This is a genomic window from Ruegeria sp. YTSB088 (assembly GCF_059609825.1).
Genome location: NZ_JBXWMM010000011.1, coordinates 52,172 through 77,577, shown reverse-complemented (window position 1 = coordinate 77,577; position 25,406 = coordinate 52,172). Strand labels below are relative to the sequence as shown.

Genomic DNA, 25,406 nt, shown 5'->3' with positions numbered 1-25,406 from the left:
TCAAACTTGCACTTTTACGGTAGTAGTTCCGCAAGCGCTTCTGCGATTTGCTTCGCCAGGAAAGGCGGTACTGCGTTGCCGACCTGAGTATACTGTTGGGTTCTGTTGCCGAGGAACAGGTAATTGTCAGGAAAAGTTTGCAATCGTGCAGCCTCTCGCACAGTAAGGCTTCTGCACTGTTTTGGATCGGGATGGATGTAATAGTGCCCGTCCTTGGCTATGTGACTTGTTATTGTCTTTGACGGTTCGTCCCAGTTTTGAACCCGAAACCGATCGGCGAATTTACCAGTCTTCCAGCTGCGATGGTTCGGAGCCAGTTCATCAGGGAAATCCGGAGCTTTTGGAGCCCGCCCAAACACGTCTGAGAATACTGAGCAGAAAAGGTAACGCGCGAGATCACTCTTCATGTGGCCTCGTGTCTCGTGCTGCGAAAGCAGAGGCATCCTGGGATCAGTAAGGAATTCCATGAGCGAACCATGCCTATCCCTGCTCTCGATTGCCAGCTCGTATTCTCCACTCTTCCTCGACAGCGGATTGTTCTTTCTTTGGTGAAACTTTGCTACGGTTCCGACTGTCTTTTTCCACTTTTTTCTTTCAGCCGCGGATCCAATCTGAAGCTGCAATGAAGAAAGAAACTCTGCAGCCTCGAGAACCGTGTTCTGCCAGTCCTCTGCTGAGTCTTTTCGACTCAAACCACTTCTGACTTCCGGCAGTCCCTTGAGTACCGTGCTGACAGAAGTCGGGCATTCAAAGTTCAGCACAGATTCGTAGTCTGTATCGTCCAGCCTGTCTGCAATGTCGGCCCTCAGACCTACGACAAAGACACGATGTCGTGCCTGCGGGATCGCGTGCTGCTCAGCCCGAACAATAAAATCATGCGGGTCCGGACCAAGAGTTGAAGCGGTTTTGCCGTTTCTGTTTGGGACCAAAGCCAGCAACCGATAACCGCCTTCCTCACTGCCAACACTCTGCAGGTCACTAAGAATGCGCTTGAAGATACCTGTACCAGAAACCTTGGAAGACAGGATGCCCTTAACATTTTCCATAACAAATGCAGCCGGGCGAAGGCGATCCAGGATATCAATGTATTCCCGGTAAAGGTAATGTCTGCCGTCGTCTTCTGCATTGTATTCTGAATTACCCGCGTTTCGAGCTCTGCCAACCAGTGAGTATGCCTGACAGGGAGGACCGCCAATCAGAACAGTTCGCCCTCTGGCCGACTTTTTGATCCTGTCTATAGCAGGATTTATTAGGCTTGCGGCCTCCGGCGTTCCGAGGGTTGCGTGCAGAGCTTCCTTCTTAGCCTTCCTCCACTCACCCGGATATTTTTCAAAAAGTTCGTCCTGAGATATCGTTCCAGCCACGAACTGGTAATATTCGTCAGGCAACGTGCCAGGCGGGAACTGGCGAGTGAACGAGCGCAGGCTCAAGGTCTTGTGCGCGGCTTCCTCCATTTCGACAGAAAGCGCCACGTCGAACACGCGCTTTCCTTTTGCCAGGACCGATGAAAATCCTTCGGCCAGACCGCCAGGCCCTGCGAAGAGATCAACTACTTTGTAAGCTCGCGCCATACCTGTTTTTTATCCTGACGATTGGAATTACACTTCTTACCAGGATGGTTGGAAATGACCAGGGATAAGATCGATGGCTGACATCAAAAGTTCCGCCGACCGTTCCAGAAACATGTCGCGGATTCGCAGCAAAAACACCGTTCCCGAGATGATCGTTCGAAAAGAACTTTTTGCACGTGGCTTTCGGTATTGGCTGCACGGAAGCCGCGCCATGGGATCGCCGGATCTTGTCTTTGTCAGTCGCAAGGCTGTGGTGTACGTACATGGCTGCTTTTGGCACCAGCATCCCGGCTGCAAAAACGCTGCAAGGGTAAAAGATGATGCGGACAGTAAATGGGCAAAAAAGCTAAGCGGCAACCGGGAAAGAGATCAAAAAAATTTGGAACGTGCCCTTTCAAACGGCTTCAGCGTCGCAACTGTCTGGGAATGCTCACTTGAACCTCGAAAGCGGCACAGCGAACAAAGGGCCATCACGCTCAACAGGCTCTGCAACTGGCTGAAGGACGACCGGCGATCACAGGTTGTGGATTTGTAGCAACTGTTCAATACCTGCCTGGCCGGGAAAAATGATCTGATCGAAAGGCTGACGAGCGGTTTTCCATGGAACCAGAAGTTTCCAAGATGTCAGCCGTGAAGTCAGCGGATTAAGTCATTGAATTGGAGTCGATTTCTCGGGCACGCCGAAACAACTTCTTTAACTCCGGCTGACGCTTGCAAGCAGCATTTGCGGAACATATCTGTCTGCAAAAAACTGCGCAGTCGCGGAAAAAAAATCTGTGAATGCGGATAGAGACGGGTCTGCGAGTATCCGGCTGGAGACTTTGAAACCACCCCCTCCAAGGTGCGCTCGCCAAGAAGCTAAGCAGTAGATGAAGTAGATGTATTCGCGTGAACTTGCTTAGAAAGCAAGCCGGACATGATCCGCTCTTACCCAACTTTTTAAAACAGTTTTATTTCAATAACTTAGCCGGCCGCGGAATACCAACACAATATCGATCTACCTCCTCTACCTCGTCTACTGCCAGGTCCTCTTGGTGAAAGAACCTGGCTTCGTCTACTGCTCAATCGTTCCCAGGTTTAAGCAACCCGAACAAATCTGGTAGCGCCTTTATCCGGTCCGGAAGTGAACTGGCCGTCTCGCTGGTACCCAAGAGACCTCAGTATACCCGCCACCCTTTTTGTTTCGCGCTGCCCCATATTCTCACTGCGAAACCCGAGCGCTTCCGCCAGAATGGGTTTGCAGGCCACAAATTCCCGTCCTTCGCAGTACCGGGAAACTTCTACTACCCAGGGATCATCCTCGCCGCGCTCGGACTGCTCCAGAGAGGCCAGTTTGGAAATCTCCGCCGACAGCCACCATGCTTCGCCGGATTGGTATGCGTTTACCGCTTCCGCCCAAAGCTGGTCACGATCTCTTCGAACGCCCTCGACATCTATTGACCCGGTTCGCACGGGCCAAAACCGACGGTTCCCCGTTGAATCTCGCAAATAGTCATCTCGATTGGTTGTGCCGGCAAAAACACATCGGCGAGGTTCAACAATATCCTTACGGCCGTATGACGGGCGGTACTGCTCTATCTGTCTCGAGATAAACGCTTTGATTGCCTCGAAACTGGCCCGGTTCAGTGTTGCCAGTTCGGCCAACTCAATTATCCACTTTCCACGCAGGAACTGCTTTGAGTCCTTGGATGAAATGTCAGGCAGAGAATCTCCAAAGAACTTTGGTCCTGCCAGCTCACGCAGAACTGAGCTTTTTCCGCTGCCCTGATCGCCTTCCAGCACGATGCAGCCGTCTGCCTTGCAGCCTGGCGAGAACACGCGAGCCACCGCCGAAATCATCCAGCACCGTCCAACTGCCACATTGTACGTGCTCTCCTCCGCGCCAAGATAGTTCATTAGCCACGATGAAAGCCTGGGACGGCGATCCCATTCTAAACTCGCCAGCCAGTCTCTTAGCGGATCAACAGTATTTGCACCGGCAGCCGCCTGAATGGCATCCGCGACAGTGTTGCGCGTCGCATCCGGAAAACCATTTCGGTTGAACCAGACCTGAGCCTGAACAATATCGGTGTCCCTGATTTCACGGATTTCGAAATCTTGGATTTCGTCGGTCCCGGGCACAGGGCGGTACAGCATGTCGCATTGAAGAAAGGCATCGTGGCGCAGGCAGCCCTGCCAGTCCGAATGGTTTTCCAACATTGCAATCGCCGTGGCGGGGCACCAGACAGGCAACCCCTTGTCATTGCGGACGACCGGAATGTCCGCATGACGGAACTTGAGGCCTCCGCCGGATTGCTGAGGTGTTACTGATGTCAAACTGCTGGAAGCCGGCGGCGTGGCACGACCGGTAGCCGCGTTTCCTGTGCTTGGATCCCATTCGACTCGCCGGGCCTTCTCCGCGGCCTCCAGAATTCGATTTCGCTTATCACCTTGCATTGACGTGTCCCTCCGTCTTTGCAGTCTCCCAGCGTTCAAGCGCGTCGAGCCGCCAGCGGGTACAGCCGGGCGTTAGTTCCACGGGCTTGGGAAAACTTGGATCGGATTTGGCCCACCGCCACGGTGTTCCTCTTGAAACGCCATATCTTTTCGCCACCTGGCGATCTGAAAGATACATGATTGAACTCCATCGAATTGATGGATCCAAATTGGCACGCAGCGGTTTTGCAGTCGGCACCCGTTCGCCGTGTCAATTCTCAAGAAGGGGGGAAGTGTGGTCCAGCTCCAGCCACGAGTCATATGCCTTCGTCGGAGACGTATCGATCCCCAGAATACCAAAAAGCACTGCAAGGAACCTTGCCAGCGCGTGAGTTTCCTTGATGCCTTTGGCCGGCAAGTCCTGTCTGTTTCGCGCCGCCCAAAGAGGCGCTGCCAGAGCCACTACATGAAGTCTGTCCACATTGATCACGCTGAGCGTTCGGCGCGTTCGCTCAGAAACCTCAATGTCTTTTCGCGCTGCAGCAACGAGCGTCCGCAGCTCTGAAGCATGCGCCAAAAGGTCCATAAAGAGGCGAACATGTCGCTCTTCACTCCTTTGCATGAAATCCAGAATCCCCTCGTCACTGTAGTCAGCTCCGAGGCCAAGGCGTGAATCCAGCCTTTTTCGCGCTGAGATACTCAAACTGTCGTAAACTCTTTTGTCGAGATGAGACAAACCGAGAATGAAACGGTCGAGCGCTTCCAGATCTTTTTTTCGGTCATATAACGTAAAGGGTTTCCAGCGCAGGAAGCTCAGGAAGTTGTTCACCATTTTTTCGAGGTTCGCACCCTCAACATCCAAATGAGCCTTAAAGGCTTCCACGAGCTGTTGTTCAACTTCAGGCACGTCACTTCCTCGGTCTGACCTTTTTGCGCGCTAAATCCTTCGAGCAAAGAAACGATCCCCACGCGCACATCATCTCTCGGCGTTTTTCGACCTGGTCGGATCGATCATAGGCCTGCTGAACCTTGCTTCCGACTTTGTGGGCCAGCGCAATTTCGGCCATGTCACCATCGAACCGGGTCCGCTCGGCAACCCATGTTCGAAAGGTTGAACGCAGTCCATGCGGTACCGCAGGTTTGTCGCTTTGAGCGTCGAAGTATCCCCGGTTCCCAGATTTCAGATCTGCCGCGTGGATTTTTCGCATGACAGCTGCCAGAGCAGCATCTGAATATGCACCTCCTCGCGGGGCCCAGAACACCAGCGGATTGCCCTGCTCGCGCGGCAGCTCGTCAAGCAGGGAAATAAGACTATCAGTGAGCGGAACCCTGTGTGGCCGCCCGGACGGTGGTATTTTTGAAGACTGGCGCCCGGGTTGAATAACCCAAAGACCGCGCTCGAGATCGAACTCGTCCCAGGTCGCAAAACGAACCGCACCTGTACGGGATGCAGTTAAAGCCTGAAACTCCAGTGCCCTTGCGCTGGTTCCTTCACGGGCGCGCAAGGCCGCATACCATCGCGGTGCATCATCAAGCTGCAGCGCGGAGTAGTGCTGACCGCCGGTCAGTTTCGTCGGCGCGGGTAAAATCATGTCAAGATTTCCGCGCCACCGGGCCGGATTCTCGCCGCCTCGGTGTCCCGCGACGGTGGTGTAGTCAAGAACGCGCTCAATCCGCTGACGTACCTTTGAAGCTGTTTCTGTTTTTGTCGTCCAGATTGGCCGGAGTGTCGCCAGCACATCCTGAAGAGTAATATCGGCCACGGCTATTTCGCCGAGCAGAGGAACTGCGTGCCGATCGAGCGAGGCGCGCCACTGTTTGCGGTGCAGGCCGCTGCGAAATTCGACCGCCTTCTCCTGGTCATACAGTTCAACCGCCTCTGCGAATGTAAGAAGCCTGCGCTGTGCGGCCTGTCGCTCGGCAATTGGGTCTGCGCCATGCCGGAGCATGTCCCTCGCTTCGCGAGCGTATTCACGGGCTTTAGCCAGCGGCACGTCCGGGTAAGGGCCAAGGCCGGCCTCCCGTCGCCGACCGTTATGCCTGTAGCGAAAGACCCAGGATCGCGCGCCGGTGCCGGTTACCTGCAATGCAAGCCCGGCCACGCCGCCCACTGCGTGTACGCCGGGCCGTGTCAGCCGTTTTACTTCGAGAGATCCGAGCTCTCTGGCACGTTTTGGCAATACTTGCGACCTCTGTTCGAACCGGGAATCGAACTCGACCCCTGGATTCCCACCCCATTCCTACCCGCCCAAACGGATGCAACACATGGCTATTTCATGCGACGGAATGGAACAAGCAAAATCGACCAGGCCTTTGAAATTAATACGAAATGAGACGGATCGCGACAGCGGTATTCAAGTGGTACTCGCCTCCAAGTTGTGTTCTGACGCTAACCCGTTGGAATGTAATGACCCCAAAAACCCTGACGATTGTCAGCAGGGCATGTTCACGGATTTTACGGGAACACCCATGCTGATACGCGATGCACTCGCACGATATAAGATCGACCATCTGGACCAACTCAAACATGGCGGTGAACGCCTGACGCAGTTGGAGCGGGCACTTGAATCAAACTCATGTTCTCACATGCACACGATCACCAATTCCGACCTGTCGGATGCACTCAGCCGGTGGAAAACCAGCACCCGAAGCCGGTACAGGGCAGCGGTGACGCATTTCTGGCGGTACGGGCGGGCCAATGATTGGACGACGCTGGCACCGACGATCCTGCCAGCCCGAGAAACACCACGCGAACAGACATTGACGCTGGACCAGCTACGCGCCTTGTATGAGGCCGTACAGTATCAGGGCAAGCCGTGGCGCCAGTTCCTGCAATTGCTCATCCTGACGGGCCAGAGACCCAGCGATCTGATGCAGTTCAACCCGGCTCTGGTGCGCGATCAGTGCATGGTGATCCCGCCTTCTAAGAACGGCACCAGCCACGTCATACCGTTGGCCGGTCGAGCTTTCGTTCTGGCCGCGATGCAGCCGAACCAGTTTCAGGATTTCAAGACAACCGCACACGTCAAACGACGCTGGTTCGTTGACGCATATATCCCCGTCAGGAAGTTCCAGATCAGGGACATACGAAGATCGTTCGCCACGCATCTGTGCGAACACGGCGCGGATGAAAACGAAGTAGACCGGATATTGAACCATCAGGCCGCAGCAACATCACGCGGGGTTGCACGAACCTACAACCGATCCCGACGCCTGAGACAGCACCGGGAAATCATGAACCTGTGGGAAGGGTTGTTGTTTAAGGGTGCATAGCGGCATTGACCCGACGCGGAACAAAATTAGAACATGCAGCATGAAAAAATGGCCGCGGACGACTCCTTATGACCTGAAATGCAAACTGGAATGTTTGCGCGAGTCTCGCAGCAAACCGTCGCTACAAGACGATTGGGTCGCTGTCTTTGAGTGGTTGATTCAGCACGGCATTGAACCACCAGACTACGCTTTGCCGACCGAACCGGAACTACGCGGGCCAGTCGGTCACAATTAGCTATACTTTTGGATAGTCCCCTATTCTTATGCCCGCTTATCGGTGTCGGTCATTTCGTGGTAGATACAAGTTGCATAGTCCTATGCGAACCCCTCCTGCGGCCACCATCCCAGTGCCGTTGGGATTAGCCAGCTTCGCAAAACTCACTCACAGGAACTGCGAAGCTGGTTCTTTTCTTGCCAACATAATCGTCGTCTTGGACCAAATTCGATCAGTCACATCATCCATTGCCTCTCAACTGGATGCATGCACCTACTGTGGCAGTTCACCGAAATAGCCGCTCAGGTAAGCTATTATTGCACCTATGACGCCGACCACAATCACAATTGAGATTAAAGCACCGCTGCCCCTTGAGTAGTAACCCATCGTCAGTAGCCCGACGACAAAGATGCCAACCAAAAAATAGAGTACAGTGTTGTCCATGACGAAACCCGTGCCGCAATGACGTTTAGTCACAATATGATAGAATTCCGCGTCATGTCTAATCAAGAAAAAGCCCCGCACTATGGCGGGGCGGTCACTCGTTACCCCCTCATCCCCCAAAAAAAACCGCGTTGTTCGGAGGGAAACCAAGTGAACAACGCGGGCAGACAGTTAGGGGTAAATTGTATACGGCGTTAATTGCACTTTGGATCAAAGTTCCCCGCGCCGCCCTAATCTGGGATGATAGGCAACGCGGGGACTTAGTCTGGTCATGGGACTGCCCAGACTAAATGGGGCAAGTTTGTTACGGGTCGTGTCGCTGGTTGGATCAAACTGTTGCAATTTGCGTTCACCTGCATTTGAGGGCGCTGTTCAACCAGCCAGTTCTAAGTTTTCCAACAGAACTTTTGCCAGCATTCCGTTTGTGTTGAACCGTCGGACCCATGCATACCGCCCGCTTAAACGTTCGACGCGCTGAACCGCGTGCGGGACACCACGACCACAGGGTTTGGTGTTCGTCAAACGAGGTTTTTACCATTACTCAAACCGCCATTCTTGGAGAAATATTATGTCTCGAAGTGAGTGAAAAACGAAACTTCATGACAAGGCGAGAAGGATGAACTAGGAATCTAACAAAGAAAAAGTTCTGGACGTATTGTGGAACACATTGCCTTTACCTTTGAGATGGGGGTCGTTTGTACCCTTCTGGCTTTCACCGTTTTTTTGTTCGTCTCCGAGATCATCAGGATCGACCTTTCCGCCATATTGGTTCTGGTTCTCATAGGCTTGCTCAGCTACGCGCCCGGGCTGGGAAATCTGGCGGATGTAACCCTTCTGTTCGACGGCTTCGCATCCAATGCCGTCATCTCGATCATTGCGGTAATGATCGTCGGTGCTGGTCTGGACAAGACGGGGATCATGAACAAGGTTGCTGCCGTTATCCTCAAATATGGTGGCAAATCGGAAGGCAGGGTTGTTCCAATCATCTCAGGAACCGTTGGCGTCATTTCTTCGTTCATGCAGAATGTCGGCGCCGCTGCTCTGTTTCTTCCCGTTGTCAGCCGTATTTCTTCGCGGTCAGGTATACCGCTATCACGCCTGCTGATGCCGATGGGATTCTGCGCCATTTTGGGTGGCACAATGACGATGGTCGGGTCGTCTCCACTTATCCTGCTGAACGATCTGATCCTGACGGCAAATGACAGTTTGCCGGCCTCTCAGAAAATGGAGCCCTTCAGCCTGTTCTCGGTCACGCCGATCGGTGCAGTTCTGATCCTGACGGGAATTGGTTACTTTTTGCTGTTGGGACGCTGGGTTTTGCCCGTGGCTGAAGGGCCTGACAATACGGGCACCGGACAAGGGACACAGGAATACCTGCAAAGGGTCTATGGCCTCAAAGCCGACGTGTTCGAAGTCGTAGTGCCCGAGGACAGCCCCTTGGTCGGAGAGATTCTGGCCGACATCAACCACGAAAACCACCTGTACATCATTTCCACCTTCTATCGCGGCAAAACCTCGATGGTTCAGGTTTTGACAGCCGAAATTGCGGCCCCGTGTCGGCTGGCCATCGTCGGCCGCCGTTGGGAGGTCGAGACGTTCGCCAAGAAATACGGGCTTACCGTTCTTCCGGATTTGGACATTTTTGTCGAAGAGTTCGCCCCCACCAATGCAGGCGTGGCCGAGGTGGTCGTCACGCCAGACAGCAAGCTGATCGGCAAATGCCCCCGCGAGCTTTTGTTCCGCAAGACCTATGGCATGTCGCTGCTGGCCATTCACCGCGGCGAAGAGACGCTGAGCCATGTCGAGACCGAGGATCACGAATCCACTCAGATCGGGCTCGAAAAGTTTCAGGCCGGTGACATGCTCGTGGCGCATACCAGATGGGACAACCTGATGCGGATCAAGCGCGACCCGGACTTCGTCGTTGTGACAACGGACTTTCCCCAGGACGAACTGAGGCCGCAAAAAGTCGGCTGGGCCCTGGCATTTTTCGCCATTTCGCTGTCATTGATCCTGTTCACGGACGTCCGGCTTTCGCTCTGCCTTCTTACCGGAGCGGTAGGCATGATGTTGACCCGTGTGCTCAGCGTGGATGAGGCATACCGGGCGGTCGGGTGGAACACCGTATTCCTGCTCGCCTGCCTCATACCGTTGGGACAAGCCGTACAGAACACAGGCACGGCTGCGTGGATCGCCCAGCAGATCATGATAATTCTGGACGGCTGGCCGCTCTGGTCGCTGCAAACCGGAATCGCCGTTCTGGCGACTGCTTTTTCTCTGGTCATGTCAAATGTCGGGGCCACTGTCCTGCTGGTGCCTTTGGCGGTATCGATTGCGATAGCGGCTGGTGGGAATCCATCGGTTTTTGCACTGACCGTCGCCATTTCCACATCGAACAGCTTCATCATCCCAACCCATCAGGTAAACGCATTGATTATGGGTCCGGCAGGATACAAGGTGATGGATTTCGTGCGTTCCGGCGGGATCATGACTGTGCTGTTTCTGGTCGTCTCTCTGCTCATGATCAACGTCATTTATTAGCGCGAGAGGATCCGGGGTGTTCGGCGGTCTTTTCCCACCATCGTGACAGGTTCTGTCCAGGCACCCGCTCACCACAGTGGACGACCCTAGCAGAGATACCGTTCGTCGCCGGGCTCATCTCAGGCTGAACCCCGCACGACATGCCGCCCATCGACGCCCACAGGTCGCTTTCTACTCCTCCGCATCATTGTTACGCGCGACTCGCTTGACAAGCAGGCCAGCGGTGCCGCATGTCCCTTTCGTTGGTGTCGGTGACAGCCGATGAAAAGGGAATGCGTCAACGGTCATGCCGCCAAACGCAGCCGCCCCCGCGACCGTGAACGGAGAGGATGCCCAATGCCACTGGCCCAAAGGCCGGGAAGGCGGGACATCCGACAGAGGCCCTCCTCTGGCATCCGCAAGCCGGGAGACCTGCCAACAACCGAAGTTGAAACCGGGCGGGGTGTTCCGGTGTCGGGTCCGTGACCAATCGTGGCCCGCATGAAACCCCGTCCCCCGCGAAGAGGATTTGGGGGATGAGAGACATGACCGAGACCACACCAGTCGAGTTGCTGGTCTGTACCACCTGCCGTCGCGGCCTGCCTGTCGAAGATGACGCACAACGCCCGGGCGCTTTGTTGCACAAGGCCCTGGAACAGGCTGACCTGCCCGACGGTGTCACCCTGAAAGCCGTAGAATGCCTGTCAAACTGCGATCAAGGTTGTTCGATCGTATTGCGCGGCGGGCCGGGCCGCTGGACCTTCGTCTATGAAAACCTTAGCGAAACAGATCATGTCGACGTCATTGTCGACGGTGCGACCAAGTATCTGGCCACTGAAGATGGTTTGGTGAAATGGCGCGAACGCCCCGAACATTTCCGAAAAAACTGTGCCTCGCGCATTCCCCCGATTGGAGCCTGACATGTCGAACCTCGAAAAACTCCCCGTTACAGTGATCACCGGCTTTCTGGGCTCGGGCAAGACCACGTTGGTGCGTCACCTGATGCAGAACCCGCAGGGCAAGCGCCTTGCTGTCGTGGTCAACGAGTTCGGCGATGTAGGCGTCGATGGCGACATCCTGAAATCCTGCGCCATTCCCGATTGCCCGGCGGAAAACATCATGGAACTGGCCAATGGCTGCATCTGCTGCACTGTGGCAGATGATTTCATTCCCACCATCGAGGCCCTGATGGCTCTGGAACCGCGCCCGGATCACATCCTGATCGAAACCTCGGGACTGGCGCTTCCCAAACCATTGCTGAAGGCGTTTGACTGGCCCGACATCCGCTCGAAAATCACCGTGGACGGCGTGATCGCCCTGGCCGATGCCGAGGCTGTAGCCGCCGGTCGCTTCGCGCCCAATGTCGAAGCGGTGGATGCCCAGCGCATGGCCGATGACTCGATCGACCACGAAACGCCCCTGTCCGAGGTTTTCGAGGATCAGATCTCCTGCGCCGACATCATCCTGCTGACCAAGCCCGACCTCGCCGGCCCTGAAGGCGTGGTAAAAGCACGCGAGATCATCGCCGCCGAGGCGCCGCGTCCCCTGCCCGTGGTCGAAGTGGCCGAAGGTGCGGTGGACGTTCGCGTTGTGTTGGGTTTGGAAGCCGCCGCCGAGGATGACATGGACACCCGCCCTTCGCATCACGACGGCCACCATGATCACGAGCATGACGATTTCGAAAGCATCATCGTCGAGTTGCCCGAGCAAGCCGATCCGACCCAACTGGTGGCCAAAATCGAACGCCTCGCCAATGAGCTGAACATCCTGCGGGTCAAAGGGTATGCCGCCGTTCAGGGAAAGCCCATGCGTCTGTTGGTACAAGCCGTGGGTGCGCGGGTACGTCACCAGTATGACCGTCCGTGGGAACCCGGCGAAGAGCGCCGTTCGCGTCTGGTCGTCATCGCCGAGCATGACGACATCAAAGAGGCGGAAATCCGCGAAATCCTCGTGGGTGTGCGTGAGGCTGCCGAGTAAGACCCATGCACGTCGTCTTCCGCGAAAGCCACGGGCTCGAGGAAACCGAGACCCCGACCGATCTGGGCCAGAGCCCAGCAGAACTGGTGGTGCTGTCTTTCTCGGACAGCGATCTGGGTGCTTTCGCGGCGGGCTGGCATCGTGGTGGCGGACCGGATGGGCGAATGCCGACCCTGCGGCTGGCCAATCTGACAGCTTTGAAACACCCGCTGTCCGTTGACACCTATGTCGAGCAGACGCTCGAGGGCGCCAAGGGCATTCTGATCCGTCTGATCGGTGGCGTGCCCTACTGGTCCTACGGCCTGCAGCAGGTTCTGGCACTGGCGCAGGCCAAAGGCATCGCTCTGGCCGTCCTCCCAGCGGACGGGCGCGAGGATACGCGGTTGGATGACTATTCCACCTTGCCCGTCTCGACCCTGCGGCGGCTGGCGCATCTGTGCGATACCGGCGGCGAGGTCGCGGCACAGGCCGCACTGGCACAGATGGCTCTGGCGGCAGGGCTTTATGCCGGTCCGGTGATGGGCGCCAAGACCTTGCCCGAATGTGGCGCGTGGTGTCCGGATCGCGGCGTAATCCCGGTGGAAACCGCGTTCGAAGATAACGCTAAACGCATCCTCGTCACCTTCTACCGCGCTTACCTGACCTCGGCAGACACCGCCCCGATCGCCACCCTGATCCGCAGCCTGCGGGCCCGTGGATTCGAGGCGATGGGCCTGTTTGCCCCGTCGCTCAAGGCGCCTGTGGCCGCCGACTGGTTGCGGGAACAGGTTTTTGCGCTGAAACCATCGGCAATTGTCAATGCCACTGCCTTCTCGGGCAAAGGTGCGTCGGGAACATCGCCTCTGGACGCAGCAGATGTGCCTGTGTTTCAGGTCGCTCTCGCCACCTCGCGCCGCAAAGCGTGGGCCGAAGCAGAACGCGGGCTGTCCCCCGCCGATCTGGCCATGCATGTGGTACTGCCCGAGGTGGATGGGCGGATCTCGGCGGGAGTCGCGTCTTTCAAGGAACCCGGCAAACGCGATCCTCATCTGGAATACGCGCGCTTTGCACATCGGCCCGAACCGGACCGGATCGAAGCGATCATCGACCGTGTCTCGGGCTGGCTTGCACTGAACGACAAACCCAAGGCAGATCAGATTCCCGCGCTGGTCCTGTCCACTTATCCCGGCAAAGACTGGCAGATGGCCCATGCGGTTGGCCTTGACGCGCTGGCCTCGGCCCAAGCGATGCTGTCCGATCTTCGCGAAGAAGGCTATGACATCGCGACTGACGAGCCGATTGCCGACACTCTTCTGGACGCACGGATTTCGTGGGCGCTCGAGGATTATCTGGATGCGCTTGCGGATTTGCCCGAGACCCTGCGCACCGATCTGCACACCGCATGGGGGGCGCCCGAAGATGATCCGGACTGTGCCGATGGAGTCTTCCATTTCACCGCACTGCGACGCGGCAAGGCGCTGGTCGCGCTGCAACCCGAACGCGGCACGCCCGAGCTGCGTGATGACGACTATCATGACCTCTCGCGCACCCCGCGCCACAGCTATGTCGCCTTCTATTTGTGGCTGCGCAAAGGGTTGGGCGTGAACGCGCTGATCCACATCGGGGCACATGGAACGCTGGAATGGTTGCCCGGAAAATCGGTCGCTTTGTCTGCTCATTGCTGGCCCGAGGCACTGATCCGCGATCTGCCGGTGATTTATCCCTTTATCGTCAACGATCCCGGTGAAGCCGCGCAAGCCAAGCGCCGGATTGGAGCGGTCACGCTGGGCCACATCCCGCCCCCGATGAAGGAAAGTGGCACGCCGGATCGGATGGTCCGGCTTGAATCGCTGCTGGATGAGTTTTCGAACGCCGACGGGCTTGACCCCAAACGCCGTGACCGCTTGCAGGAAGATATCCGTGATGAAGCGCAGGCCATTGGCTTGGAAAGCGATCTCGGCCTTGATCAGGCAACCTGCACCGCCGAAGCGATCACACGTATCGACCGCTTTGTCTGTGACATCAAGGAAAGCCAGTTTGGCGACGGGCTGCACATCTTCGGGCGCGTGCCCGAGGTGACGGGCAATTTCGATCCGGCCCCGTCGGCCCACGCTGAACGCGACGCGCTGATCAAAGCGCTCGGGGGCAAACGGATCGATGCCGGGCCTTCGGGTTCACCCTATCGTGGTCGGTCAGATGTTCTGCCCACCGGGCGGAACCTTTACACCACTGACCCGCGGTCGGTTCCGACCCGTGCGGCCTATGCGCAGGGTGTGAAACTGGCCGAGGAACTGGTGCGACGCCATCTTCAGGAAGAAGGCGATTACCCAAAAGGGCTGATCGTCGATCTGTGGGGGTCAGCCACCATGCGCACGGCGGGCGAGGAATTTGCCATGGCCTTGCACCTGCTGGGCGTCAAACCCGTATGGGACAAAGGGTCCGAGCGGGTTTCCGGCATCGAGGTTCTGCCGATCACTGACCTGAGCCGCCCGCGCCTGGACGTGACCTTGCGGGTGTCGGGCCTGTTTCGGGATGTTTTCCCGACGCTGTCCGCTTTGTTTGGCCAAGCGGTTCGCGCATTGGCCGCGCGTGATGAGGCGGCGGACTGGAACCCCTATGCCGGGCAGGAGCCGGTGGCGCGGGTCTATGGACCTGCGCCCGGAAGCTATGGCGTCAACATGACCGAACTCTCCGAGGTGTATACCGACGAGGCCCGTGCACAGGCAGGTGAAGCGTGGCTTGAGGCCAGCTCTTTTGCATTGGAAGGCGAACACATATCGCAGGACAAGGACGGTATCACCCAACGCGTTGCAAATGCGGACAGCTTTGTCCACTTGCAGGACCTGACCGAAACCGATCTTCTTCTGGCCAACGATTATGCCACACACGAGGCGGGTTTTGCCGCCGCCAAGAAGATCGCCGGCGGAACCGCGCAGCTGTACCATCTGGACAACACAAATCCGGAAAATCCTCGTGCCCGCACCTTGCCTGAAGAAATCAGCCGTGTCGTCCATGCCCGCGCCGCCAATCCCGGCTGGATCGCCGGGATGCAACGCCATGGTTTCCGCGGAGCCGCTGAAATCGCAGCGACGCTGGATCATATGGCCTCATTCGCGCATTTGTCCGGCACGGTCGCACCACATCTATTTGACCTCTACCACGATGCCACGCTGGGCAACGCAGAGGTGGACGCGTTCCTGCAAGAGGCCAATCCCAAAGCTCGTCAGGCCATGCAGGACCGGTTCCGCGCGCTGCTGGAGGCCGGGCTTTGGAACACGCGCCGGAATTCCATCCGGGCCGATTTGGAGGAATTGAGATGAGTGCGCCAATTGTTCAGGGCTGGTGCCCCGGCGCCCATCGTCCGATGATGTCCGGTGACGGTCTGGTCGTCAGGGTCAGGCCCCGGCTGGCGCGTCTGGACGCCGATCAGGCTCTGGGACTGTGCGATCTGGCGGACCGCTTTGGCAACGGCTCGATCGATTTGACCAATCGCGCCAATCTGCAAATGCGGGGCGTCGACGAGGAAGACCACCAGTCTCTGCTCAAAGAGCTTGCCGCGCTGAACCTGCTGGATGCGGAACCCGGCATCGAAATACGCCGCAATATTCTGGTTACACCGCTCTATCAGGCGGGCGATTTGACCGCTCGGTTGACCCATGAACTGGTTGGCCGGCTTGCAGACCTGCCGGCGCTGCCTGCTAAGTTCGGCTTTGCAATCGACACAGGCCCCGAACGTCTGCTGGCGTCGGATTCGGCGGATATTCGTCTGGAAACCGTTGCAGACGGCCTGATCCTGCGCGCCGACGGGTGCGAAACCGGGCGGAGCGTGACCGAGACCGACGCCATTGGCCACGTGATCGCGCTGGCAATGTGGTTTTCCAAAACCTACACACCCGAGACACGCCGCATGGCGCGTGTCATCGACGCCCTGCCGCAGGAATGGCAAGGGTGTGCGCCCGGTTCTGTTGGCGCAAAGCTTCAACCCGGCCCCTGTGAACTGGGTGCTCTGTACGGCGCGGCTTTTGGGTCGCTGCCTGCGCGCAAGCTGTATGATCTGATCGAGGACAGCGGTGCTTGCGCCCTGCGCGTCACACCGTGGCGGCTGATCCTGCTGGAAGGCGGGGCGGCGATACCTGCCTCGGCGTTTGTCGAAGATGGAACCGATCCGTTGATGACCACCGACGCCTGCCCCGGCGCACCGTTCTGCCCGCAGGCACAGGCAGAGACGCGCGACATCGCCCGCGCATTGGCTTCGCGTGTTTCCGGACGTCTCCATGTTTCAGGCTGTAGCAAGGGATGCGCCCGCATGGGCCCCGCTGACATCACATTGGTAGGCGATAACGGACGATTTGATCTTGTCAAACAGGGCCGCGCGGGGGATGAGCCCTGCCAGCGCGGGCTTGACCCCCAAACACTCATGACCATGGACTTCACCTGATGCCCTATACATACGAAACCGATGGCGCAGCGATCTACAAGGAAAGCTTTGCCACCATCCGGTCCGAGGCTGATCTGGACCGGTTTGATGCCGATGAAGAGCAGGTTGCCGTTCGGATGATTCACGCCGCGGGTATGGTCGGGCTGGAAGAGTTCGTGCATTTCTCGCCCGGCTTCGTGCAAACGGCCCGTACTGCATTGGAAAACGGTGCACCGATCCTGTGTGATGCGCGCATGGTCAGCGAAGGCGTCACCCGCTTCCGCCTGCCCGCCGATAACGGGGTGATCTGCACCCTGCACGATGAACGCGTACGCCCGCTGGCCGCCGAGATGAGCAACACCCGTTCCGCCGCTGCGCTGGAGCTGTGGCGGCCGCATCTGGAGGGCGCGCTGGTCGCCATCGGCAATGCGCCCACCGCGCTTTTTCATTTGCTGAACATGCTGGAAGACCCGGATTGCCCGCGCCCTGCCGCGATCATCGGCTGCCCGGTAGGCTTTGTCGGTGCGGTGGAATCCAAGGATGCGCTTTGGGAAGCCCAACCGGTGCCGTCCTGCATTGTCAAAGGTCGTCTGGGCGGCAGCGCCATCACAGTGGCGGCCGTCAACGCCATCGCAAGCCGGGCAGAATGAAGATGGGCACCATATACGGTGTGGGCCTTGGCCCCGGCGACCCGGATTTGATGAGCGTCCGGGCGGATCGCCTGCTGCGCAATGCAAAACATGTGGCGTTCTTCCGCAAACCCGGTCGCAGCGGCCAGGCACGCAAGATCGTCAACGGGATGATCCCCGAAGGTGCGATCGAGTTCCCTATGGAGTATCCCGTGACCACCGAGATCCCGGTGACAGATCCGCGCTATAACGAATTGCTGGCTGCGTTCTACGAAGACTGCACCAAGCATCTCAAGGCCCTGTCCGAACAGGGTGAGGACGTGGTTGTTCTGTGCGAGGGTGATCCGTTCTTCTATGGCTCGTTCATGCATCTTTACAGTCGTCTGCGCGAAGACGCGCCGGTTGAAGTTGTACCCGCCATTACGGGCATGTCCGGAGCCTGGACTGCGACAGGAGACCCGATCACCTGGGGTGATGATGTTCTGACCGTGCTGGTTGGCACCCTGCCCGAAGACACGCTGGCTGAACGCATGGCTAAAACCGATGCATTGGTCGTGATGAAAATCGGGCGCAACATCGACAAGGTGAAACGCGCTCTGAAGACCGCTGGCCTGTATGACCGGGCATGGATCGTGGAATATGCGCAGATGCCAAACCAGACGGTGACTAAGCTGTCTGAAGCCGGCGAGAAGATCACCCCGTATTTCTCGATCATCGTCGTGCACGGTCAGGGGCGGCGACCATGAGCGGCTGGGTCAAGATTGCCGGTCTCGGGCCGGGTGACGAGGCGCTTGTTACGCCAGAAGTAACGGCCGCACTGGCCGAAGCCACCGATGTTGTGGGCTATATTCCTTATGTGGCGCGTATTTCCGAGCGCCCCGGCCTGACACTGCATGCCAGTGACAACCGGGTCGAAATAGACCGTTCGCGACACGCGCTGCAAATGGCCGCAGAAGACAAACGCGTGGTCGTTGTATCCTCGGGTGATCCCGGCGTGTTTGCCATGGCGGCGGCCGTTTTCGAAGCGCTGGAAAACGGCCCCGCAGAATGGCGCGACCTTCAGATCGATGTGCTGCCGGGGATCACGGCGATGTTGGCTGCATCCGCACGCGCGGGCGCCCCAATGGGGCATGATTTCTGCGCCATCAACCTCAGCGACAATCTCAAACCATGGTCATTGATCGAAAAACGCCTGCGTCTTGCTGCACAGGCGGATTTCTCGATGGCCTTTTACAATCCACGCTCGAAGTCCCGCCCGGAAGGCTTTGTAAAGACGCTGGAAGTCCTGCGCGACGAGTGTGAGCCCGAGCGTGTGATCCTGTTCGCCCACGCCGTATCGCGGACAGATGAAGAGATGCGTATTTCGACACTGGCCGAAGCCACGCCCGACATGGCTGATATGCAGACCGTGGTGATCGTGGGTTCATCCCGCACGCGTGTCATCGAGCGCGATGGAGCACCCATCATTTACACTCCTCGCTTCACCCCAGATGAGGATCAGGGATGAAACAGCCAGTCCAGAACCTGTCCGACCTGCGAAAATTCGGTCCGCTTCGGCAGAACCGGGCGATCGATCATCAGCACGGGCAGGCCCAGCGCCCGCGCCGCATCCAGCTTGGCGCGCGCCCCCGAGCCGCCTGCGTTCTTGGACACGACCAGCTGCGTCCCATGGTGCTGCATCAGCGCCCGGTCGTCAGCTTCGGCAAACGGCCCTCGGGCGGCGACCACCTCTGCGTTCGGCAAGGGCAAAGTGTCGGGCTCATCCACAAGGCGCAGCAGGTAACTGTGTTGAGGCTGGGTCGAAAAATCTTCAAGATGCATTCGGCCAACTGCAAGGAAGACACGCTGAGCATCGCCGGACAATGCGTCGACGGCGGCAGCGATATCGGGCACGTGATGCCAGATATCGCCGGGCTGCGACACCCAGGCCGCGCGGGTCAACGCTGCCAATGGCGTCCGCGTCGCGGCGCACGCCTCAATCGCGTTCCAGCTCATCCGGGCCGCAAATGGATGGGTCGCGTCCACGACATGGGTGATGGCATTGTCACTGACATAGGCGGCCAGACCTTCCGGACCGCCGAAACCGCCAACCCTTACCGGCAAGGGCTGCGGACGCGGGTTTTCGACCCGTCCAGCGTAGGAATACACAGCCGCAATCCCTTGTTCCGAAACAGCTTTGGCCAACGCATTGGCCTCGGTCGTTCCGCCAAGGATCAGGAGGTTTGTCATGTCTGAATCTCCGTGGCTGACCGTTCTTGGATTGGGCGAAGACGGGTTTGATGGCCTGTCGCCTGCCAGCCGTCAAGTGCTGGACCGGGCCGACGTGATCATGGGGCCGCCCCGTCACCTGTCGTTGCTGCCTGAAACAGGGACGGAACGAGTCGAATGGCCAGCGCCGTTCTCGGATGGGCTGCCGATCCTGAAAGGACTGCGTGGCCGGCAGACCGTTGTTCTGGCCTCGGGCGATCCGTTTTGGTTTGGCGCAGGTTCCGTCATTGCGCGCAATTTCGATGCCGGTGAATGGACCGCCCTGCCCGGCCAATCCACCTTTTCTCTCGCCGCTGCCCGGCTCGGCTGGCCTTTGGAAAACACTCTGACTTTCGGCTTGCATGCCGCCCCACTGACCCGTTTGCGACCGCATCTGGCCCCGGGACTGCACGCGATCCTGTTGCTGCGCGACGGAAAAGCCGTGGCGGAACTGGCTACGTATCTGACCGAGACAGGCTTTGCCGACTCGGCCCTGCATGTGATGCAGGCCCTAGGTGGCCCGCGCGAAAACACCCGAACAGTCACCTTAACCGAAGCGCTGTTGGGTACGTTCGACCATCCGGTCTGCGTCGGGCTGGAAGTTTCCGGTGCAGGACCTGCCCTGTCCAAAGCGTCTGGTAAACCGGACGCCATCTTTGAGACGGACGGGCAGATCACCAAACGCCCGATCCGCGCGCTGACACTCTCGGCGCTTGCCCCACAACGGGGCGAGCATCTGTGGGATATCGGAGGGGGCACTGGTTCGATCAGCATCGAGTGGCTGATGTGTGACCCAACCCTGACCGCAACCAGCATAGAACCCCGCGCTGACAGAGCAGATCGCATTCGTCGGAATGCAATTGCATTGGGACAGGATCGGTTGAACGTCATCCATGGCACCGCGCCCGCTGCGCTGAACGGGTTAGAGTTGCCTGATGTGGTTTTCATCGGGGGGGGGCTCAGTGCAGACCTGCTGAACTGGGTGCACACGAATCTACCCTCTGGCACGCGTCTGATCGCCAATGCGGTGACTTTGGAAAGCGAGGCCACACTTGCCCATTGGCATGAGAAGCTGGGCGGTGAACTCCTGCGGATCGAACTCGCACAATCTGCGCCGCTTGGACCACGCCGCGGCTGGAAATCCGCCTACCCGGTAGTGCAGTGGAGCGTAACGCTATGATCGTTGCCGGTTTGGGATTCTCGTCTGCCGCCACAGTCGACAGCCTGCGCGCCGCATATGATGCGGCGGCAGCGAGCCGGGATGTGACCGCCCTGGCAACTGTTGCCGACAAGGAAGGTCATTTCGCCCTGACAGTTTTTGCCGAAGAAATGTCCCTTCCACTGCATTTCGTTGGTGCCGCCGATCTGGCCGGTCAACGCACGCTTACCTGCTCGACCCGCAGCCGCGCCACCTATGGCACCGGAAGCGTGGCCGAAGCATCCGCATTGGCCGCCGCCGGAAAGCTTTTTGGCTTGGGCGCGCGGCTGCTTTCACCCAGACAGATTTCAGACGACCGGCTGGCGACCTGTGCCATAGCCATCGGAGGACAGACATGACCGTTCATTTCATCGGCGCCGGACCGGGCGCTGCCGACCTGTTGACACTGCGTGGACGCGACATCATCGCATCCTGCCCCGTTTGCCTCTATGCAGGCTCCCTGGTTCCGGAAGAAATCCTCGACCACTGCCCCGAAGGTGCAAAGATCGTGAACACCGCTCCAATGGACCTGGATCAGATCATGGCCGAGATCGAGGCCGCACATCAGGCCGGCCAGGACGTGGCCCGTCTGCATTCCGGCGACCTGTCGGTCTGGTCGGCGATGGGGGAACAGATCCGCCGCCTGAAAAAAATGGGCATCCCGGTCAGCGTAACCCCGGGCGTTCCGTCCTTTGCCGCGGCTGCGGCGGCTTTGGGAACTGAACTTACTTTGCCCGGCCTGGCGCAATCCGTGGTTCTGACCCGGACGCCGGGCCGCGCATCTTCCATGCCCGAAGGCGAGTCGTTGGAGAATTTCGCACGCACAGGGGCGACACTTGCCATTCACCTGTCGATCGGCAATCTGGACAAGGTCATTGCTGACCTGATCCCAGCCTATGGCACTGACTGCCCAGTTGCCGTGGTCTATCGCGCAAGCTGGCCGGATGAACGGATCATCCGCGCGACGCTGGAAACGCTCAAGGAAGCCTTGGACGACGGCATCTCGCGCACTGCGTTGATCATGGTTGGTCCGGCATTGGCGGGCGAAGGCTTTGACGAAAGCTGCCTTTATTCGAAAGATTACGACCGCCGCTATCGTCCACAAAGTGCCGAGAGCCCCTGGTCGAGCTGGAGCCATGGTGATGATTAACCCTCCGGGCCTTCTGATCTCCGCACCGTCCTCCGGCACAGGCAAGACAACGGTCATGCTGGGCCTGTTGCGAGCGCTGGCCGAGGATGGCCTGACCGTTCAACCGTTCAAGAGCGGGCCGGATTATATTGACCCCGCCTTCCACCGAGCAGCGGCTGGGCGGGCTTCGTTTAATCTTGACAGTTGGGCGATGGGTGACCCGCTGTTGAACGCAATTTCAGCTCAGGCCGAAGGCGCTGACATCGTGGTGGCCGAAGGCTCGATGGGCCTGTTCGATGGCGTGGCCAAGCCGGGCGAGTTGGGTCATGGGTCAAGCGCCGAGACTGCCGCACGGATGGGTTGGCCAGTCGTACTGGTTCTGGATGTTGGCGGTCAGGCGCAATCTGCGGCGGCCACAGCGCTGGGGTTCAAGATGTACAACCCCGATCTGCCCTTTGCGGGAGTGATCCTGAACCGCTGCGCCAGCCCCCGGCACGAGCGCCTGACACGGTTGGGGATGGAACGTGCAGGCTTGCCGGTACTCGGTGTTCTGCCGCGCCGAGGCGACCTTACCCTCCCCGAGCGTCACCTGGGTTTGATTCAAGCCGTCGAACACCCGGATCTGGAAAGTGCCATTGTGGGATATGCTACATTTCTGCGCGAACATGTGGACCTGGAAACGATCAAACGGGTGGCTTCCTCAGGCCCCATTGGGCCATCGTCAGACGCGCTGCCGCGCCCTCCGGCCCAGCGGATTGCACTGGCTCGCGATGCGGCATTTTCCTTTACCTATCCGCATTTGCTGGAAGGCTGGCGCGCAGCAGGGGCCGAGATACTGCCCTTCTCACCTCTGGCCGATGAAGCTCCGGCGACGGATGCCGATCTGGTCTGGCTACCCGGCGGATATCCGGAACTGCATGCCGGGACGTTGGCTGCTGCCGGAACGTTCCTCGCTGGTCTGCGCAAGCACGCGGAAACAAGGCCTGTGCATGGGGAGTGCGGTGGGTATATGGCGCTGGGTCATGCGCTGATCGACAAGGATGGCGTGCGGCATGAAATGGCTGGCCTGCTGGGGCTGGTGACGTCGTACCAAAAACGCAAATTCAACCTAGGCTATCGCAAGGCCGAACTTTTGGCCCCGATGCCGGGATTTGCACTGAATGCGGCGCTGCGCGGGCATGAGTTCCACTATTCCTCGATCGTGGATCAGCCTGACGCGCCACTCGCCCGTGTGTTTGATGCCGAAGGCGCAGAAGGGCCTCAGACCGGCTCTGTTCGCGGCAATGTCACCGGTACGTTCTTTCACCTGATTGCGGAGGCATCTGAATGAGCGGATTTGTCTCTTTCGTCGGATCCGGCCCTGGTGATCCGGAATTGCTGACACTGAAGGCCGTAGATCGCCTGCAAAAGGCCGATGCGGTTTTGTTCGATGACCTCAGCAGCGGGCCTATATTGAGCCATGCGCGCGAGGACGCGGATCTTGTGGGCGTGGGCAAACGGGCCGGTCGACCGTCCCCCAAGCAGGACCATGTCAGCCGGTTGCTTGTGGACTACGCCCAGACCGGCCAGCATGTCGTGCGGCTGAAGTCCGGCGATGGCGGCATGTTCGGGCGCCTGGAAGAAGAGCTTGTTGCCCTGCGTAATGCAGGCATTGAATTCGAGATCATTCCCGGCATCCCGTCTGCCGTCGCTGCCGCAGCTGCCGCTGGCATTCCGCTGACGCGTCGTCTGACCGCACGGCGGGTGCAGTTCGTGACAGGACATGATGTCAGTGGCGCGTTGCCGGACGATCTGAACCTGACAGCACTGGCCGATTCTCAGGCCACCACCGTCGTATTCATGGGCAAACGTACTTTCCCGCTTCTGGCAGAAGCTTTACATTCCCGCGGCCTGCCTTTGGATACGCCTGCCCTAATGGCTGAATCGGTTTCGACCCCGGATCAGAAGCTGACGAGCGCCACCATCGGCGCCTTGGCCGAAAAGCTGAAATCCGAGATCGGCACAGCTCCGGCCCTGATCCTTTATGGGCCGCTGGCGGAGTGCGAAGATGATTGACCTGAGCCTGATTGGCATCGGCACCGGCAACCCGGATCATGTGACCTTTCAGGGTGCGCAGGCGATCCGGTCGGCCGATCTGATCCTGATCCCCCGCAAAGGTGAGAACAAGGCCGATCTGGCCGGGCTGCGTGAGGAAATCATTGATCGGGTAACTGAGACACCGCCGGAGATTGCCTATTTTGACATCCCCAAGCGCCGCGCGGATGACGGCTATCTGCATGGCGTAGACGAATGGCACGACGCCATTGCACTGCGCTGGCAAGAGGCGATAGAGGCCCACCCGGAGGCGCAGCACATTGCGCTGCTGATTTGGGGCGATCCGTCCCTGTATGACAGTTCGCTGCGCATTGCGGCGCGGCTGGACCCCAAGCCCAACACCAAGGTGATTCCCGGCATCACAGCCTTGCAGGCATTGACCGCGGCTCATGCGATCCCGATCAATGATCTGGGCGCACCCTATGTCGTGACCACCGGGCGCCGTATCAGGGATGAAGGCTGGCCTGAAACTGCTTCAAAAGTCGCCGTCATGCTGGATGGGGAATGCTCGTTCCAATCCCTTGAAAGGGCAGAGTATGACATCTGGTGGGGTGCCTATGTGGGTATGAAAGAAGAGCTGTTGATAAGTGGCCCGTTGGATCAGGTCGCGCAGCGGATCCTTGATACGCGCGCCCGCGCCCGAGCCGATCATGGCTGGATCATGGATATCTACGTGCTGAAGAAACGCGAGGTGCAGCGCCGCTCGGCGAACACGGTTTCGTGACTGCGCAGAACTCTCAAGTCTGGCACACAGGTCAAAGCAAGATAACGGAGACGCGTTGATGAAAACCTTCATTCCCCTGCTCTGCCTGATCGCTTTACCCCTTTGGGCTCAAGACACGCCCGAGGGCTGGGCCGTATACCCATCCCAAAAGCCGTACGCCGAGCTGGTTGACGCAACCAAAGCCGCGATCAAGGAAAACGGACTGATCGTCGTGACTCAGGCGGGCCCGACCAAAACGGCGGCAGCACGTGGGATTACCCTTCCGGGAAACCGCGTGATCGGGGCCTTCAACAATGACTACGCCGTGCGGGTTCTGGAGACCTCGGTCCACGCGATGATCGAGGCTCCGATCCGGTTTTACGTAACCGAGAACGAAGACGGGACGGCGACCCTGTCTTACAAGACCCCCAGCTTTGTCTTTACGCCTTACGCATCGGAAGGTGGGCAAGACCTGGTGAATATTGCCACAGAACTTGACACAAAGTTTCAATCGATCGCTGAAAGCGCAGTCAAATAGTCACACTGCCGTGAACCGCCTTGCGTCCAGAGGCGTCCTCCGCAATCTGCTTCGAAAC

General features: G+C 58.5%; 22 protein-coding genes and 1 riboswitch. Of the genes, 17 read left to right on the top strand and 5 right to left on the bottom strand.

The genetic code is table 11. The features are described 5' to 3' along the window. Positions 1-14: 14 nt before the first annotated feature. Positions 15-1,571 (bottom strand): DNA cytosine methyltransferase, encoded by a 1,557-nt coding sequence (locus AC2FFA_RS17155; RefSeq protein ID WP_496852518.1) that lies wholly within the window; start codon positions 1,569-1,571, stop codon positions 15-17. 73 nt (positions 1,572-1,644) lie between these two features. On the opposite strand from AC2FFA_RS17155, the gene AC2FFA_RS17150 reads away from it, so the two are divergent. Further along, positions 1,645-2,106 carry a very short patch repair endonuclease gene (locus AC2FFA_RS17150; RefSeq protein WP_496852517.1) on the top strand — a complete coding sequence of 154 codons (462 nt, stop codon included), beginning with the start codon at positions 1,645-1,647 and terminating at the stop codon, positions 2,104-2,106. A gap of 542 nt (positions 2,107-2,648) precedes the next feature. On the opposite strand, the gene AC2FFA_RS17145 is transcribed toward AC2FFA_RS17150, so the two are convergent. The 3 genes from AC2FFA_RS17145 to AC2FFA_RS17135 all read right to left on the bottom strand — a co-directional run bounded on the left by AC2FFA_RS17145 (position 2,649) and on the right by AC2FFA_RS17135 (position 6,166). Next, entirely contained in the window at positions 2,649-4,007 is a 1,359-nt protein-coding gene (locus AC2FFA_RS17145) for a virulence-associated E family protein (protein ID WP_496852516.1), read from the bottom strand. Positions 4,008-4,257: 250 nt separating this feature from the next. Next, a complete protein-coding gene (locus AC2FFA_RS17140) occupies positions 4,258-4,893 on the bottom strand; it encodes a hypothetical protein (RefSeq protein ID WP_496852515.1) in 636 nt (211 codons plus the stop codon). A gap of 1 nt (position 4,894) precedes the next feature. Next, a complete protein-coding gene (locus tag AC2FFA_RS17135) occupies positions 4,895-6,166 on the bottom strand; it encodes a tyrosine-type recombinase/integrase (RefSeq protein ID WP_496852514.1) in 1,272 nt (423 codons plus the stop codon). Positions 6,167-6,455: 289 nt separating this feature from the next. On the opposite strand from AC2FFA_RS17135, the gene AC2FFA_RS17130 reads away from it, so the two are divergent. The 9 genes from AC2FFA_RS17130 to cobJ all read left to right on the top strand — a co-directional run bounded on the left by AC2FFA_RS17130 (position 6,456) and on the right by cobJ (position 18,946). Beyond that, positions 6,456-7,259: a hypothetical protein gene (locus AC2FFA_RS17130; RefSeq protein ID WP_496852513.1), complete on the top strand. Its 804-nt coding sequence runs from the start codon at positions 6,456-6,458 to the stop codon at positions 7,257-7,259. 1,342 nt (positions 7,260-8,601) lie between these two features. Then, complete coding sequence (locus AC2FFA_RS17125) at positions 8,602-10,458, top strand: SLC13 family permease (protein WP_496674882.1); 1,857 nt, start codon at positions 8,602-8,604, stop codon at positions 10,456-10,458. Positions 10,459-10,684: 226 nt separating this feature from the next. Further along, positions 10,685-10,891, top strand: a riboswitch (cobalamin riboswitch). A 91-nt stretch (positions 10,892-10,982) separates the two neighbouring features. Then, positions 10,983-11,357, top strand: a complete 375-nt coding sequence (locus AC2FFA_RS17120) for a DUF1636 family protein (protein ID WP_170347195.1) — start codon at positions 10,983-10,985, stop codon at positions 11,355-11,357. A gap of 1 nt (position 11,358) precedes the next feature. Next, the gene (cobW, locus tag AC2FFA_RS17115; RefSeq protein ID WP_496852512.1) at positions 11,359-12,414 is read left to right on the top strand and encodes a cobalamin biosynthesis protein CobW; all 1,056 of its coding nucleotides are present in this window, start codon (positions 11,359-11,361) and stop codon (positions 12,412-12,414) included. Positions 12,415-12,419: 5 nt separating this feature from the next. After that, positions 12,420-15,713, top strand: a complete 3,294-nt coding sequence (gene cobN / locus AC2FFA_RS17110) for a cobaltochelatase subunit CobN (RefSeq protein WP_496852511.1) — start codon at positions 12,420-12,422, stop codon at positions 15,711-15,713. Next, positions 15,710-16,831, top strand: coding sequence for a ferredoxin-like domain-containing protein (locus AC2FFA_RS17105; RefSeq protein WP_496852510.1), 1,122 nt, complete (start codon positions 15,710-15,712; stop codon positions 16,829-16,831). The genes cobN and AC2FFA_RS17105 overlap by 4 nt, the downstream gene beginning before the upstream one ends. Next, positions 16,831-17,460: a precorrin-8X methylmutase gene (locus AC2FFA_RS17100; protein ID WP_117869510.1), complete on the top strand. Its 630-nt coding sequence runs from the start codon at positions 16,831-16,833 to the stop codon at positions 17,458-17,460. Before AC2FFA_RS17105 ends, AC2FFA_RS17100 begins: the two co-directional genes overlap by 1 nt. After that, the gene (locus tag AC2FFA_RS17095; protein ID WP_496852509.1) at positions 17,457-18,185 is read left to right on the top strand and encodes a precorrin-2 C(20)-methyltransferase; all 729 of its coding nucleotides are present in this window, start codon (positions 17,457-17,459) and stop codon (positions 18,183-18,185) included. Before AC2FFA_RS17100 ends, AC2FFA_RS17095 begins: the two co-directional genes overlap by 4 nt. Next, positions 18,182-18,946: a precorrin-3B C(17)-methyltransferase gene (gene cobJ / locus AC2FFA_RS17090; RefSeq protein WP_496852508.1), complete on the top strand. Its 765-nt coding sequence runs from the start codon at positions 18,182-18,184 to the stop codon at positions 18,944-18,946. Before AC2FFA_RS17095 ends, cobJ begins: the two co-directional genes overlap by 4 nt. Here the strand turns inward: cobJ and AC2FFA_RS17085 are convergent. Further along, a complete protein-coding gene (locus tag AC2FFA_RS17085; protein WP_299901536.1) occupies positions 18,937-19,668 on the bottom strand; it encodes a cobalt-precorrin-6A reductase in 732 nt (243 codons plus the stop codon). The two genes, cobJ and AC2FFA_RS17085, sit on opposite strands and share 10 nt — an antisense overlap. Between AC2FFA_RS17085 and cbiE the strand changes: the two genes are divergently transcribed. From cbiE to AC2FFA_RS17050, 7 genes are read left to right on the top strand one after another with little or no spacing between them, the layout of a single operon-like run. After that, positions 19,667-20,866: a precorrin-6y C5,15-methyltransferase (decarboxylating) subunit CbiE gene (gene cbiE, locus AC2FFA_RS17080; protein ID WP_496684524.1), complete on the top strand. Its 1,200-nt coding sequence runs from the start codon at positions 19,667-19,669 to the stop codon at positions 20,864-20,866. The genes AC2FFA_RS17085 and cbiE overlap by 2 nt on opposite strands. Then, positions 20,863-21,243: a cobalamin biosynthesis protein gene (locus AC2FFA_RS17075; protein ID WP_299901542.1), complete on the top strand. Its 381-nt coding sequence runs from the start codon at positions 20,863-20,865 to the stop codon at positions 21,241-21,243. The genes cbiE and AC2FFA_RS17075 overlap by 4 nt, the downstream gene beginning before the upstream one ends. After that, positions 21,240-22,034 carry a precorrin-4 C(11)-methyltransferase gene (gene cobM, locus AC2FFA_RS17070; RefSeq protein WP_117869515.1) on the top strand — a complete coding sequence of 265 codons (795 nt, stop codon included), beginning with the start codon at positions 21,240-21,242 and terminating at the stop codon, positions 22,032-22,034. Before AC2FFA_RS17075 ends, cobM begins: the two co-directional genes overlap by 4 nt. Continuing rightward, entirely contained in the window at positions 22,021-23,343 is a 1,323-nt protein-coding gene (locus AC2FFA_RS17065) for a cobyrinic acid a,c-diamide synthase CobB (protein ID WP_496852507.1), read from the top strand. Before cobM ends, AC2FFA_RS17065 begins: the two co-directional genes overlap by 14 nt. Next, positions 23,340-24,068 (top strand): uroporphyrinogen-III C-methyltransferase, encoded by a 729-nt coding sequence (gene cobA, locus AC2FFA_RS17060; protein ID WP_496852506.1) that lies wholly within the window; start codon positions 23,340-23,342, stop codon positions 24,066-24,068. The genes AC2FFA_RS17065 and cobA overlap by 4 nt, the downstream gene beginning before the upstream one ends. Further along, positions 24,061-24,831, top strand: coding sequence for a precorrin-6A synthase (deacetylating) (gene cobF / locus AC2FFA_RS17055; protein WP_496852505.1), 771 nt, complete (start codon positions 24,061-24,063; stop codon positions 24,829-24,831). Before cobA ends, cobF begins: the two co-directional genes overlap by 8 nt. A 58-nt stretch (positions 24,832-24,889) precedes the next feature. After that, positions 24,890-25,348 carry a DUF302 domain-containing protein gene (locus tag AC2FFA_RS17050; protein ID WP_496852504.1) on the top strand — a complete coding sequence of 153 codons (459 nt, stop codon included), beginning with the start codon at positions 24,890-24,892 and terminating at the stop codon, positions 25,346-25,348. The last annotated feature ends 58 nt before the right edge of the window (positions 25,349-25,406 follow it).

Coding starts and splice junctions, on each gene's coding strand:
- AC2FFA_RS17155 (WP_496852518.1), bottom strand. CDS start 1,571: ATGGCGCGAGCTTACAAAGTAGTTGATCTCTTCGCAGGGCCTGGCGGT.
- AC2FFA_RS17150 (WP_496852517.1), top strand. CDS start 1,645: ATGGCTGACATCAAAAGTTCCGCCGACCGTTCCAGAAACATGTCGCGG.
- AC2FFA_RS17145 (WP_496852516.1), bottom strand. CDS start 4,007: ATGCAAGGTGATAAGCGAAATCGAATTCTGGAGGCCGCGGAGAAGGCC.
- AC2FFA_RS17130 (WP_496852513.1), top strand. CDS start 6,456: ATGCTGATACGCGATGCACTCGCACGATATAAGATCGACCATCTGGAC.
- AC2FFA_RS17125 (WP_496674882.1), top strand. CDS start 8,602: ATGGGGGTCGTTTGTACCCTTCTGGCTTTCACCGTTTTTTTGTTCGTC.
- AC2FFA_RS17120 (WP_170347195.1), top strand. CDS start 10,983: ATGACCGAGACCACACCAGTCGAGTTGCTGGTCTGTACCACCTGCCGT.
- cobW (WP_496852512.1), top strand. CDS start 11,359: ATGTCGAACCTCGAAAAACTCCCCGTTACAGTGATCACCGGCTTTCTG.
- cobN (WP_496852511.1), top strand. CDS start 12,420: ATGCACGTCGTCTTCCGCGAAAGCCACGGGCTCGAGGAAACCGAGACC.
- AC2FFA_RS17105 (WP_496852510.1), top strand. CDS start 15,710: ATGAGTGCGCCAATTGTTCAGGGCTGGTGCCCCGGCGCCCATCGTCCG.
- AC2FFA_RS17100 (WP_117869510.1), top strand. CDS start 16,831: ATGCCCTATACATACGAAACCGATGGCGCAGCGATCTACAAGGAAAGC.
- AC2FFA_RS17095 (WP_496852509.1), top strand. CDS start 17,457: ATGAAGATGGGCACCATATACGGTGTGGGCCTTGGCCCCGGCGACCCG.
- cobJ (WP_496852508.1), top strand. CDS start 18,182: ATGAGCGGCTGGGTCAAGATTGCCGGTCTCGGGCCGGGTGACGAGGCG.
- cbiE (WP_496684524.1), top strand. CDS start 19,667: ATGTCTGAATCTCCGTGGCTGACCGTTCTTGGATTGGGCGAAGACGGG.
- AC2FFA_RS17085 (WP_299901536.1), bottom strand. CDS start 19,668: ATGACAAACCTCCTGATCCTTGGCGGAACGACCGAGGCCAATGCGTTG.
- AC2FFA_RS17075 (WP_299901542.1), top strand. CDS start 20,863: ATGATCGTTGCCGGTTTGGGATTCTCGTCTGCCGCCACAGTCGACAGC.
- cobM (WP_117869515.1), top strand. CDS start 21,240: ATGACCGTTCATTTCATCGGCGCCGGACCGGGCGCTGCCGACCTGTTG.
- AC2FFA_RS17065 (WP_496852507.1), top strand. CDS start 22,021: ATGGTGATGATTAACCCTCCGGGCCTTCTGATCTCCGCACCGTCCTCC.
- cobA (WP_496852506.1), top strand. CDS start 23,340: ATGAGCGGATTTGTCTCTTTCGTCGGATCCGGCCCTGGTGATCCGGAA.
- cobF (WP_496852505.1), top strand. CDS start 24,061: ATGATTGACCTGAGCCTGATTGGCATCGGCACCGGCAACCCGGATCAT.
- AC2FFA_RS17050 (WP_496852504.1), top strand. CDS start 24,890: ATGAAAACCTTCATTCCCCTGCTCTGCCTGATCGCTTTACCCCTTTGG.